The organism is Pseudomonas brassicacearum subsp. brassicacearum (genome assembly GCF_008801605.1).
Lineage (GTDB): Bacteria > Pseudomonadota > Gammaproteobacteria > Pseudomonadales > Pseudomonadaceae > Aquipseudomonas > Aquipseudomonas brassicacearum.
Map to the genome: position 1 here is coordinate 136,221 of NZ_VZPJ01000002.1, position 11,743 is coordinate 147,963.

Consider the following 11,743-nt stretch of genomic DNA (forward strand, 5'->3'; position numbering starts at 1 on the left):
AACACCCCATGTGGGAGCGAGCTTGCTCGCGATAGCGCCCTACCAGACAACAAATCTCTTTAGGCTGGAACCGCCTTGGCCTTCGGCTCCCGCGCCCAAACCCGATGCTGAGCAATCGCCGCGAAAAACCGCGAAAAACCGCTCGCATCCGCATCTTCGATCAACCCCGCATCCACCTCCAGCTTCAACTCCACCAACAACTGCCGGGCCTCACTATGAAGCCCAATGGCCTTCAGATGCTTGTAGGCCTCCAGCACGTAATGCAAAGCCACGCCGTCGCGACTCAAGGCCTTGATCGACTCCGCGCCACCGGGCACGAACACCGCGTCAAAGGCAATCGACGGCAAGCCTTCCATGGACGCATCCACCGCCAGCGTTTTCCCATCGGCCGTGGTTACCGGCGCGGAGGTCGGCCCCAACACTTTGGCGTGGGCGCCCTCGGCCTTCAGGGCCTTCTTGAGCGCATCGATGATCGCCCCGTCGACACCGTTAGCCACCAACACCGCCACTTTTCGCGTTTTGATGTCGCCGGACAGCAGGTTCGCCTGGCTCAAGGCCGGAGACTGCTCCAGCGATGGCGTTGGTACATCGACGGTGCCAGCGGTGGGCGCCGGCAACCCGAGGTTTTTCGCCACTCGCCCGGCCAGTTCCAGGTCGATATTGGCGAGGATCTCATTGACCTGCCGCGCCCGGATGAACTCACGCTCCACCTTGCCCAGCTCGAAGCTGTAGGCAGCGATGATGTGCTCCTGCTCATGAGGGCTCATGCTCTTGTAGAACAACCGAGCCTGGGAGAAATGATCACCGAACGAATCGCTGCGTTGGCGGATCTTGTAGGCGTCGATGCGCTCTGGATAACTTTCGAAGCCGCCGTCTTCCGGTCCAGGCGGGGTTTCCTTCGGCCAGCCGCCGTCGATGGAGTTCGGCTCGTAGGACGCACGGCCCTTGTCGATGGTGGTGCGGTGCATCGCATCACGCTGACCGTTGTGTACCGGGGTGATCGCCCGGTTGATCGGCAGCTCATGAAAATTCGGCCCACCGAGTCGGCTGATCTGCGTATCGGTGTAGGAAAACAGCCGCCCTTGCAGCAACGGGTCATTGGAAAAGTCGATGCCCGGCACGATGTGCCCTGGGCAGAACGCAACTTGCTCGACTTCGGCGAAGAAATTGTCCGGGTTGCGGTTCAGCACCATCTTGCCCAGGGGGGTGATGGGCACGAGTTCTTCAGGGATGATCTTGGTCGGGTCGAGCAGGTCGAAGTCAAACTTGTGCTCGTCTTCCTCGGCGACAATCTGCACGCCGAACTCCCATTCCGGGTAGTCGCCCATCTCGATCGACTCCCAGAGATCGCGACGGTGGTAGTCCGTATCTTTACCCGCCAGCTTCTGGGCTTCGTCCCATACCAACGAGCAGGTGCCGACGGTAGGGCGCCAGTGGAATTTGACGAAGCTGCTTTTGCCTTCAGCGTTGATCATGCGGAAGGTGTGCACACCAAAACCCTGCATTGCACGTAGGCTTTTTGGAATGGCCCGGTCAGACATCGCCCAGATCACCATGTGAGCCGATTCCGGCACCAGCGAGACAAAATCCCAGAACGTGTCGTGGGCCGAGCCACCTGTAGGAATTTCGTTATGGGGCTCGGGTTTTACCGCGTGGACAAAGTCCGGAAATTTCACCGCGTCCTGAATGAAAAACACCGGCATGTTGTTGCCCACCAGATCGAAGTTGCCTTCGTCGGTGAAGAACTTCACCGCAAAACCACGCACGTCCCGCACGGTGTCGCCGGAGCCGCGTGGGCCTTGCACAGTGGAAAAACGCACGAACACCGGGGTTTTCTTGCTCGGATCTTGTAGGAAACCGGCCTTGGTCAATGCCGAATGCGCATCGTAGCTCTGAAAATAACCATGGGCGCCGGTCCCACGGGCGTGGACGATGCGCTCCGGGATACGCTCATGGTCAAAGTGCGTGATTTTTTCACGCATGATGAAGTCTTCCAGCAACGAAGGGCCGCGGGGGCCGGCGCGCAGGGTGTTCTGGTTATCGGCGATCTTCACGCCCTGGTTGGTGCGCAACGCCTGTTCGGTGGCGTCGGAGCGAAACTGTTCCAGGCTCTCGAGCTTGGCGTTGGTGTTACCGCGATCCAGCGTGTCGGTCCCGGCCAGTTGGCTCTTGTTGACCGTGGGCTTCTTGGTACTCATCAGGCATGACTCCTCTTTGCGTTCCTCGCCGTGGCCAGGAATCTGAGTTCGATACCGCAGGTGCATGACCCCGGCATTTCGAGTGGCTTAATGAGTGACCGACGCCGTTTGGCCGTGTTCCTTTTTTATGGCCTTTGATCGCGTTATTGCCAAATGACAGGTCTGATCGCAAATAAATGCTAAGAACCTCTATACGGACAGGCTAAAATGCGCGCCCGGCTAACCGCTGACCCTTTTCCAACGCGCCCCACAAGGTTCGCTACGTGATCGAGTTTCAAGACGTCCATAAAACCTACCGAGTCGCCGGTAGGGATATCCCCGCCCTGCATCCGACCAGTCTGACGATTGAGAACGGTCAGGTCTTCGGCCTGATTGGCCATTCCGGTGCGGGAAAAAGCACCTTGCTGCGCCTGATCAATCGCCTGGAAGATTCCACGGGCGGCAAGATCATCGTCGACGGCGAAGAAGTCACCGCCCTGGACGCCAGCGGCCTGCGCCGCTTCCGCCAGCAAGTCGGGATGATCTTCCAGCACTTCAACCTGCTGGCGTCCAAGACCGTGGCCGACAACGTGGCGCTGCCACTGACGCTGGCGGGCGAATTGTCCCGCAGCGCAATCGACCAGCGCGTTGCCGAGTTGCTGGCGCGGGTGGGCCTGTCCGACCACGCTCGCAAATACCCGGCGCAACTGTCCGGCGGCCAGAAGCAGCGCGTTGGCATCGCCCGCGCCCTGGCGACCAAACCCAAGATTTTGCTGTGCGACGAGGCCACCAGCGCCCTCGACCCACAGACCACTGCCTCGGTGCTGCAACTGCTGGCGGAAATCAACCGCGAGCTGAAGCTGACCATCGTGCTGATCACCCATGAAATGGACGTGATCCGCCGCGTTTGCGATCAAGTGGCCGTGATGGACGCCGGCGTGATCGTCGAGCAAGGCCCGGTGGCCCAGGTGTTCCTGCACCCCAAGCACCCGACAACCAAGCGTTTCGTCCAGGAAGACGAGCAGATCGACGAAAGCGAACAGCGCGACGATTTCGCTCACGTCCCAGGGCGCATCGTGCGTCTGACGTTCCAGGGCGAAGCGACCTACGCGCCATTGCTCGGCACCATCGCCCGGGAAACCGGCGTGGACTACAGCATCCTGGCCGGTCGTATCGACCGCATCAAAGACACCCCCTACGGGCAACTGACCCTCGCCATCACCGGCGGTGACATGGAGGCGGCGTTTGCCCGCTTCACCGCGGCCGATGTCCACATGGAGGTGCTGCGCTAATGGAACTGTTGAGTTCGTTCTTCTCCAACATCGACTGGCTGGAAATCTGGCTGGCGACGGGCGACACCTTCCTGATGCTGTTCGGTTCGCTGCTGTTCACCGTCCTGCTCGGCCTGCCGCTGGGGGTGCTGTTGTTCCTGTGCAGCCCGCGCCAGCTGCTCGAAGCCCGTGGCGTTTATGCGCTGCTGTCGCTGATCGTGAACATCCTGCGTTCGCTGCCGTTCATCATCCTGTTGATCGTGATGATCCCGTTCACGGTATTGATCACCGGCACCTCCCTGGGCGTGGCCGGCGCGATCCCACCGCTGGTGGTCGGCGCCACACCATTCTTCGCCCGCCTGGTGGAAACCGCCCTGCGCGAAGTCGACCGCGGCATCATCGAAGCGACCCAGGCCATGGGCGCGACCACCCGACAGATCATCGTCAACGCCTTGCTGCCGGAAGCCCGCCCAGGCATTTTTGCAGCGATTACGGTGACAGCGATTACGCTTGTGTCCTACACGGCCATGGCCGGTGTGGTCGGCGCCGGTGGTTTGGGCGACCTGGCAATCCGGTTCGGTTACCAACGTTTCCAGACCGATGTGATGGTAGTCACGGTGGTATTGCTGCTGGTGCTGGTGCAGGTCCTGCAGACCGTGGGCGACAAACTGGTTGTGCATTTCTCTAGAAAATAAGGCCTCGCGGCCAATAAACCATGAGCCGGCCATTCGCTGGCAGGCGCCAAGAGCAGGCGCCCCACAAGGAGTTAGCTGAATGAAAAAACTACTGGTTGCCTTCGCTGCCGCCGCAGCGTTTTCCGCCCACGCCGCCGACACCCTGACCGTCGCGGCCACCCCGGTCCCGCACGCGGAAATCCTCGAATTCGTCAAACCGGCATTGGCCAAAGAAGGCGTGGACCTCAAGGTCAAAGTCTTCACCGACTACATCCAGCCGAACGTACAAGTCGCCGAAAAGCGCCTGGACGCCAACTTCTTCCAACACCAGCCGTACCTGGATGAGTTCAACAAAGCCAAGGGCACGAACCTGGTGAGCGTGGCCGGTGTGCACCTGGAACCACTGGGCGCGTATTCCAGTAAGTACAAGACACTCGCCGAATTGCCAGGTGGTGGCAACGTGGTGATCCCGAACGACGCCACCAACGGCGGTCGTGCGCTGTTGCTGCTGGCTAAGGCTGGGGTGATCAAGTTGAAGGATTCGAACAACATCCTGTCGACGACCAAGGACATCACCGAGAATCCGAAGGATCTGAAATTCCGCGAGCTGGAAGCGGCGACCATTCCACGGGTGCTGACCCAGGTGGATCTGGCGTTGATCAATACCAACTACGCGTTGGAAGCCAAGCTTGATCCTTCCAAGGATGCGCTGGTTATCGAAGGTAACGACTCGCCTTATGTGAACATCCTGGTGGCTCGCGAGGATGATAAGGACAGCGAGGCGATGAAGAAGCTGGTGGCGGCGCTGCATACGCCGGAAGTGAAGGCTTTCATTCTTGAGAAGTACAAAGGTGCGGTTTTGCCGGCGTTCTGATCTGATCAGGTGGTGAAAAAACGGGGCTGCGTGGGAATGCAGACCCGTTTTTTTTATGCTCGAAAATGTGTGGCGTCACGGAAAGACCCGCAAGATCACGGGCTATCGCGGATCAACGTTATTCAACACCCGATTCGCCAGCAATGAACTCAATTCGATCAATTGTTGGATGCCGAGAAGGATGTGACGACGCGGGCCTTCCAGGTCGAAGGCCAGGTTGCTGACCATCGCGTCGGCTGCCGCCAGGGTTTCGCTGAGGTTGGCGAGGAGGGATTCGTTGTCGGCGTTTTTGGCGACGGTGAAGAGCTGACCCGGTTGGGACGTATCTTCGGACTTTTCCGGTTTTGGTAGCAGGTAGTAATCCAAGGCACGATTGGTGGCTTCGTCGTGTTTCTTGGCTTTGGATTTGGTTCGCGGGGAAGCTTGGTCCGCCTCTGGCGGATTCGGTGTAGGTTTGAACATGTACTAAGTCCTATAGGTGACGCCGCAACCCTCTAGCTACTAAACAAGGGGTGGCAGCTGTACGCAGGTTAGTAGACCGGGGACTTAGCAAGCCGGCGCGCCCGAGGGCGCCCTGCGCACAGCCGCCATCAAATACAGGCATGGAAATACCTGACTGATAGAGCTTTGCACCTTACTAAATACCTCGGGCTACTAAACCCGACCACTGATGGGCAGTGGCAGGGAAACGATAGAACCCAGGGACAAGGCGCACAAGCGGGCGGATTCTGGCGTAGTTGTAGGCAATGGCGCAAGGATTCGTAGCTTGATGGAAGGGTGGCTGTTGCGGAATAAACAAAGCTTCGTTTTGCCTTGAAATTCGGAGCCAGAGGGCAGGTTTTAGCTATGGAACCTGACGTTGTCGTAACGCATCACAAAACGCTGCAAGTCGATCTGCCCGTCATGCTTTACTGACGTTCTGTCACTTCCAAGCTGTAACGTATGCTCACGCGCCTTCAAGGGTGATCCGTACCGAGAGCCGTATACATAATGTCCTTCGCTGAGCTGAAATCCTTCCACATGGTCGCCCGCCTGGGCAGCATCACCCAGGCGGCGAAAAAGCTCGGCCTCAGCCAGCCCACGGTCACCACGCAAATCCGCAGCCTCGAAGGGCAGTACGGCGTCGAGCTGTTCTACCGGGGTGGTCGGCGTCTGACCCTGAGCGATGAAGGCGTACGCCTGCTGCCCATGGTGCAGCAGTTGCTGCAACAGGAGGCCGACATTGAGTTCTTCTTGCGCAACTGCGGCCAGGTACAAGGTGCCCTGCGCATCGGCGCCACTGCGCCTTACTACATGCTCGACCTGGTTCGGCGCTTTCGCGAGCAACTGCCGCAATGCGAGGTGACCCTGGAGATCGGCAACTCGCAGCAGGTGATCGAAGCGCTGGAAGACTACCGCGTCGACCTTGCCGCCTCCTCGCTGTTGGTCGAAGACCCGCGACTGACCCGCCTGCTGTTGGGCCACGATCCACTGGTGTTGGCCGTACACCGTAGTCACCCGCTGGCCGCGCGGGAACGCGTGCCGCTCGCAGCCCTGGCCGGGCACTGCCTGCTGATGCGCGAGAAAGGTTCGACCACTCGCGTGCTCACCGAACAGTTGCTGCGCGACGCTGGCGTGGCGCTGGGCTCGTTGTTGGAGATTGGCAGCCGCGAGTCGATCCACGAAGCGGTGCTGCGCAATATAGGCATCAGCATCACCGCTCGCCACGAAGTGCCGGCCAGCGCCGAGCTGCGGGTGATCGAACTGGAAGGCGCGCCGCTGATTGCCGAGTACCTCTACTGTCTCAAGGAGCGCCGCAGTGCGCGCCTGCCGGCGGCCTTTCTTGCGCTGGCGCGGGAAGCCGTGAGCACCTCGTAAGGCGCCTCGCTGCCCTCCCGCCGGGGCGCAAACACATCCCTACACAAATCCACCGATGCCACTATCGGCAGTTTTTGCCCAACTGCCATAAAGCCTTAGCACCCTGTGTCCAGGATGGACCTCGTATTCCACCGACGAGGTTCCGCCATGGCTACGGTCAGCTTGCAACTGCGCGATATCCACAAGGCCTTCGGCGCCTTTCAGGCGCTGGACGGGGTGTCGCTGGACGTCTCTGCCGGCGAGCTGGTGTGCCTGCTCGGCCCCTCGGGCTGCGGCAAGACCACCCTGCTGCGCTGCATCGCCGGGCTGGAGCGCCAGGACGGCGGCAATATTTTCTTCGGCAAGCGTGATGTCTCCACGCTGCCACCGCAGGCGCGCGACTACGGCATCCTGTTCCAATCCTATGCGCTGTTTCCCAATCTCACGGTGGCGCAAAATATCGGTTACGGCCTGGCCGGCAATAGCCGCGAGAGCCTCCGTGCACGGGTCGCCGAGATGCTTGAGCTGGTCGGCCTCAAGGGCAGCGAGCAGAAATATCCCGGCCAACTCTCCGGCGGCCAGCAACAGCGCGTGGCCCTGGCCCGCGCCCTCGCGCCGGCACCCAAGCTGCTGCTGCTGGACGAACCGATGTCGGCCCTCGACGCTCGCGTGCGCGAACACCTGTGTGGTGAGCTGCGCCAGTTGCAGAAGAGCCTGGGCATCACCACCGTGATGGTCACCCACAATCAGGACGAGGCCATGCTCATGGCCGACCGTATCGCGGTGATCAACCACGGTCGGGTCGAGCAATACGCCACGCCCCAGGAGATCTATCGCGCGCCCGCCACGCCCTTCGTCGCCGAGTTCGTCGGCCAGGGCAACTGGCTGCCCTACGAGCGCGACGGCGAGCACGCCCGGGTTGGCGAGCTTAGCCTGCGTCTGCACGGCGTCCGGCCGGCCGAACGCGGTCGCCTGTTCTGCCGGCCCGAGGCGGTGGTGGTCAACCCGCCGGTGCACGAAGACAACCTGTTCAGCGCACAGATGCGCGAGATCACCTTCCTCGGCAATCGCTGCCGCCTGAGTTTCGAGCTGGACGCCCTGCCGGGTCATGCCCTGCTTGCCGAGCTGGCGCCGGACGCCATGCCGCGCCTGGGCGCCCCGCATATCTGGGTGGCCCTGCCGCCGCGCAGCCTGCAAGTGTTCGTCTGATGGAACAGGTATTGCTGAGCAAGCCCCAAGCCGGCGCGCGGCGCATGCCGGCCGACCTGGCCGACCGGATATTCGTCCTCGGTGGCCAGTGGTTGCTGTTGGTGTTGCTGGTGCTCGCCGTGCTGCTGCCGCTACTGGCCATGCTTTGGCGCGGCTTTGCCAGCGAGCCCGGGCAGGGCGGTGGGCTGACGGCGGCGGCCGAACTGTTCACCAGTGCCAACTTCCGCTGGCTGCTGGGCAACAGCCTGACGGTTTCGCTGACCGTGGCCGCCATCGTCGTGCCGCTAGCCTACGCCTTCGCCTATGCGCTGCAGCGTACCTGCGTGCCGGCCAAGGGCCTGTGGCGCGGCATTTCCCTGCTGCCGCTGCTGGCACCGTCGATATTGCCGGGCATCGCGCTGATCTACCTGTTTGGCAACCAGGGCGCGCTCCGGCACCTGCTCACGGACAATATCTATGGCTTCTGGGGCATCGTTATCGGCGAAGCCATCTACACCTTCCCCCATGCGCTGATGGTGCTGCTTTCAGCCCTGGCCCTGGCCGATGCGCGCCTGTTCGACGCGGCCTCGAGCATGGGTGCGTCACCGTGGCGGGCATTTCGCAGCATCACTTGGCCGGGCAGCCGACAGGGCGCATTCGCCGCCTTCTGCCTGGTGTTCACCCTGTGCATCACCGATTTCGGCGCGCCGGTGGTGGTCGGCGGCGATTATCAGGTGCTGGCGCTGGAGGCCTACAAAGCAGTGGTTGGGCAACAGCAGTTCGGCCGCGGCGCGCTGATCGGCATGGTCCTGCTGCTGCCGGCGCTGTTGAGCTTCGCCGTCGACCTGTGGCTACGCCGGCGTCAGCGCGAGGCAATGAGCGGTCGCGCCCAGGTTTACCAGCCGCAACCGTCGCGCCGCCGCGACCTGGCCTTCCTTGCCGTGGTGCTGCTGATCTGCGCGGCGCTGCTCGGTGTGTTCGGCATGGCGATGTACTCGTCGCTGGTCAAGTTCTGGCCCTACGACCTGTCGCTGTCGCTGCACCACTACACCTTTTCCGAACTCCCCGGCGGCTGGCAGGTGTACCGCAACAGCCTGCTGCTGGCCGGCTGCACGGCCGTGTTCGGCAGCCTGCTGACCTTCACCGGCGCCTACCTGCTGGAGAAGACCCGGCAGAGCCCGCTGACCCAGGCCCTGCGTCTGCTCAGCTTCGTGCCGATGGCGGTGCCGGGGTTGGTGCTGGGCCTGGGCTACGTGTTTTTCTTCAACTTGCCGGGCAATCCGCTGCACGGTCTGTACGGCAGCCTGACCCTGCTGGTGGCGTGCACCATCGCGCACTTCCTGACCACTGCGCAGTTGACTGCCAGCGCCGCGCTGCGCCAGCTCGATGGCGAGTTCGAGGCCGCGGCGCTGTCGCTGAAGGTGCCGCTGCTGCGCCACTTTTTGCGCGTCACCCTGCCAATTTGCCTGCCGGCGTTGCTCGACATCCTGCGCTACCTGTTCGTCTCGGCGATGACCACGGTGTCGGCGGTGATCTTCCTCTACAGCCCGGACAGCCTGCTCGCCGCCATCGCCGTGCTGAACATGGACGACGCCGGCAACGTCGGCGGCGCCGCCGCCATGTCCACCCTGATTCTGCTCACCTCGGCCGCGGTTTCGCTGCTGCTGGCGGGGGCCTCACGCGGTGTGCTGCGTCGGGCCCAAGCCTGGCGCACGACCGCCGGCCATTGATTACCCTGGAGACTGCCATGCACTACCAACACCCCGACCGCCTGCACGCCGCCATTCTCGACTGGGCCGGCACCGTGGTCGATTTCGGCTCCTTCGCGCCAACCCGCATCTTCGTCGAGGCCTTCGCCAGTTTCGACGTCGAGATCAGCCTGGAGGAGGCGCGCGGGCCGATGGGCATGGGCAAATGGGACCATATCCGCGCCCTGTGCAACCTGCCGGCGATTGCCGAGCGCTACCAGCGTCGCTTCGGCCGTCTGCCGAGCGATGAAGATGTGACGGCAATTTATGAGCGCTTCATGCCCTTGCAGATCGCCAAGGTCGGCGAGCACTCGGCGCTGATCCCCGGCGCGCTGGCGTGTATCGCCGCGCTGCGCGAGCGCGGCCTCAAGCTCGGCAGCTGCTCCGGCTATCCCAAACAGGTGATGGACAAGGTGGTCGAGCTGGCCGCCGCCAATGGCTATAGCCCGGACCATGTGGTCGCCACCGACGAGGTGCCCAAGGGTCGGCCGAGCCCGGCCCAGGCGCTGGCCAACGTCATCGCCCTCGGCCTCGACGACGTGGCTGCCTGCGTCAAGGTCGACGACACCGAGCCGGGCATCCTCGAAGGCCGCAGCGCCGGCATGTGGACCGTGGCGCTGCGCTTCTCCGGCAACTTTCTGGGCCTTGACTGGGCGCAGTACCAGGCCCTGACGCCCGCGCAGCGCGAAGCCGAGCGCACGCGCATCGACGCGCTGTTCGCGCCGAGCCGGCCGCATTACCTGATCGACACCCTCGCCGAACTGCCGCCGGTGATCGACGCGATCAACGCTCGCCTGGCCCGGGGCGAGAGTCCGCAAGCCAGCTGAATTCGAATAGCCAACGCCACGCAATGCCAACCAAGGAGCTCTTCATGTTCAAACGCACCGCTCTGGCCGCCGGCCTGCTCGCCGCTTGCGCCATGCAGGCCCAGGCCAACACCGAGCTGACCGTGTACACCGCCCTCGAAGTGGAACAGCTGGCCGCCTACAAGAGCGCCTTCGAAAAGCTGCACCCGGATATCGAGATCAAGTGGGTACGCGACTCCACCGGTATTGTCACCGCCAAGCTGCTGGCCGAGAAGGATCGTCCGCAGGCAGACGTTGTCTGGGGCCTGGCTGGCTCGAGCCTGGCTGTGCTCAAGCAACAAGGCATGCTCGAAGCCTACGCCCCGGCCAACCTGGACAAGATCGGCGCCAACTACCGCGACACCGCCAACCCACCGGCCTGGGTCGGCATGGACGTGTGGGCTGCGACCATCTGCTTCAACACCATCGAGGCCGAGAAGCAGGGCCTGCCCAAGCCGACCAAATGGGAAGACCTGACCAACCCGGTGTACAAGGGCAAGATCGTCATGCCGAACCCGGCTTCGTCCGGCACCGGCTACCTCGACGTCAGCGCCTGGTTGCAGACCTTCGGCGAGCCCCAGGGCTGGGCCTACATGGACAAGCTGCACCAGAACATCGGCCAGTACACCCACTCCGGCTCCAAGCCGTGCAAGCTGGCCGCCGCCGGCGAGTTCCCCATCGGCATCTCCTTCGAGTACCCGGCTGTGCAACTCAAGCGCAAGGGTGCGCCGCTGGACATCGTCCTGCCGAAGGAAGGCCTGGGTTGGGAGATCGAGGCCACCGGCATCATCAAGGGCACCGAGCAGCTGGAAGCGGCGAAGAAGCTCGCCGACTTCTCCGCCAGCCGCGAGGCCATGGACCTGTACAAGGCGAATTTCGCCGTGCTGGCCCAGCCGGGCATCGCCGAGCGCTTCCAGGAACTGCCCGCCGACTACGAGCAGCGCCTGATCAAGAACGACTTCGCCTGGGCCTCGGAAAACCGCGACAAGATCCTCGCCGAATGGCGCAAGCGCTACGACGGCAAGTCCGAACCTGTCGCCCAGTGACGTGGCCGGCAGAATCCTGTTGGCGGTGTGACGCGGGTCTGCTGTACGGCTCGCCCGCCAGCCTTGCCAGAGGGGTTCTGCCAA

The 11,743-nt window shown here is 62.7% G+C and carries 10 protein-coding genes; 8 read left to right on the forward strand and 2 right to left on the reverse strand.

What is annotated here, in order from left to right; translation table 11 throughout:
- Positions 1–59: 59 nt before the first annotated feature.
- A complete protein-coding gene (gene katE / locus F7R20_RS06420) occupies positions 60–2,264 on the reverse strand; it encodes a catalase HPII (protein ID WP_223524051.1) in 2,205 nt (734 codons plus the stop codon).
- A gap of 197 nt (positions 2,265–2,461) precedes the next feature.
- On the opposite strand from katE, the gene F7R20_RS06425 reads away from it, so the two are divergent.
- The 3 genes from F7R20_RS06425 to F7R20_RS06435 all read left to right on the forward strand — a co-directional run bounded on the left by F7R20_RS06425 (position 2,462) and on the right by F7R20_RS06435 (position 4,996).
- Positions 2,462–3,469, forward strand: coding sequence for a methionine ABC transporter ATP-binding protein (locus tag F7R20_RS06425; RefSeq protein ID WP_003196206.1), 1,008 nt, complete (start codon positions 2,462–2,464; stop codon positions 3,467–3,469).
- Positions 3,469–4,143, forward strand: a complete 675-nt coding sequence (locus tag F7R20_RS06430; protein ID WP_003196204.1) for a methionine ABC transporter permease — start codon at positions 3,469–3,471, stop codon at positions 4,141–4,143. Before F7R20_RS06425 ends, F7R20_RS06430 begins: the two co-directional genes overlap by 1 nt.
- Positions 4,144–4,222: 79 nt before the next feature.
- Positions 4,223–4,996: a MetQ/NlpA family ABC transporter substrate-binding protein gene (locus tag F7R20_RS06435; protein ID WP_003196203.1), complete on the forward strand. Its 774-nt coding sequence runs from the start codon at positions 4,223–4,225 to the stop codon at positions 4,994–4,996.
- 102 nt (positions 4,997–5,098) lie between these two features.
- Here the strand turns inward: F7R20_RS06435 and F7R20_RS06440 are convergent, their stop codons facing one another.
- Entirely contained in the window at positions 5,099–5,458 is a 360-nt protein-coding gene (locus F7R20_RS06440) for a DUF6124 family protein (RefSeq protein WP_003196201.1), read from the reverse strand.
- A 528-nt stretch (positions 5,459–5,986) separates the two neighbouring features.
- Here F7R20_RS06440 and F7R20_RS06445 point away from each other — a divergent pair.
- The 5 genes from F7R20_RS06445 to F7R20_RS06465 all read left to right on the forward strand — a co-directional run bounded on the left by F7R20_RS06445 (position 5,987) and on the right by F7R20_RS06465 (position 11,659).
- Positions 5,987–6,853, forward strand: coding sequence for a LysR family transcriptional regulator (locus tag F7R20_RS06445; protein WP_003196199.1), 867 nt, complete (start codon positions 5,987–5,989; stop codon positions 6,851–6,853).
- Positions 6,854–7,000: 147 nt separating this feature from the next.
- Entirely contained in the window at positions 7,001–8,041 is a 1,041-nt protein-coding gene (locus F7R20_RS06450; RefSeq protein WP_003196197.1) for a putative 2-aminoethylphosphonate ABC transporter ATP-binding protein, read from the forward strand.
- Entirely contained in the window at positions 8,041–9,750 is a 1,710-nt protein-coding gene (locus F7R20_RS06455) for a putative 2-aminoethylphosphonate ABC transporter permease subunit (RefSeq protein ID WP_003196195.1), read from the forward strand. The genes F7R20_RS06450 and F7R20_RS06455 overlap by 1 nt, the downstream gene beginning before the upstream one ends.
- 17 nt (positions 9,751–9,767) lie before the next feature.
- Positions 9,768–10,595, forward strand: coding sequence for a phosphonoacetaldehyde hydrolase (gene phnX / locus F7R20_RS06460; RefSeq protein ID WP_003196193.1), 828 nt, complete (start codon positions 9,768–9,770; stop codon positions 10,593–10,595).
- Positions 10,596–10,639: 44 nt separating this feature from the next.
- Positions 10,640–11,659 carry a putative 2-aminoethylphosphonate ABC transporter substrate-binding protein gene (locus F7R20_RS06465; protein WP_003196191.1) on the forward strand — a complete coding sequence of 340 codons (1,020 nt, stop codon included), beginning with the start codon at positions 10,640–10,642 and terminating at the stop codon, positions 11,657–11,659.
- Positions 11,660–11,743 lie beyond the last annotated feature (84 nt).

Coding starts and splice junctions, on each gene's coding strand:
- katE (WP_223524051.1), bottom strand. CDS start 2,264: ATGCACCTGCGGTATCGAACTCAGATTCCTGGCCACGGCGAGGAACGC.
- F7R20_RS06430 (WP_003196204.1), top strand. CDS start 3,469: ATGGAACTGTTGAGTTCGTTCTTCTCCAACATCGACTGGCTGGAAATC.
- F7R20_RS06435 (WP_003196203.1), top strand. CDS start 4,223: ATGAAAAAACTACTGGTTGCCTTCGCTGCCGCCGCAGCGTTTTCCGCC.
- F7R20_RS06440 (WP_003196201.1), bottom strand. CDS start 5,458: ATGTTCAAACCTACACCGAATCCGCCAGAGGCGGACCAAGCTTCCCCG.
- F7R20_RS06445 (WP_003196199.1), top strand. CDS start 5,987: ATGTCCTTCGCTGAGCTGAAATCCTTCCACATGGTCGCCCGCCTGGGC.
- F7R20_RS06450 (WP_003196197.1), top strand. CDS start 7,001: ATGGCTACGGTCAGCTTGCAACTGCGCGATATCCACAAGGCCTTCGGC.
- F7R20_RS06455 (WP_003196195.1), top strand. CDS start 8,041: ATGGAACAGGTATTGCTGAGCAAGCCCCAAGCCGGCGCGCGGCGCATG.
- phnX (WP_003196193.1), top strand. CDS start 9,768: ATGCACTACCAACACCCCGACCGCCTGCACGCCGCCATTCTCGACTGG.
- F7R20_RS06465 (WP_003196191.1), top strand. CDS start 10,640: ATGTTCAAACGCACCGCTCTGGCCGCCGGCCTGCTCGCCGCTTGCGCC.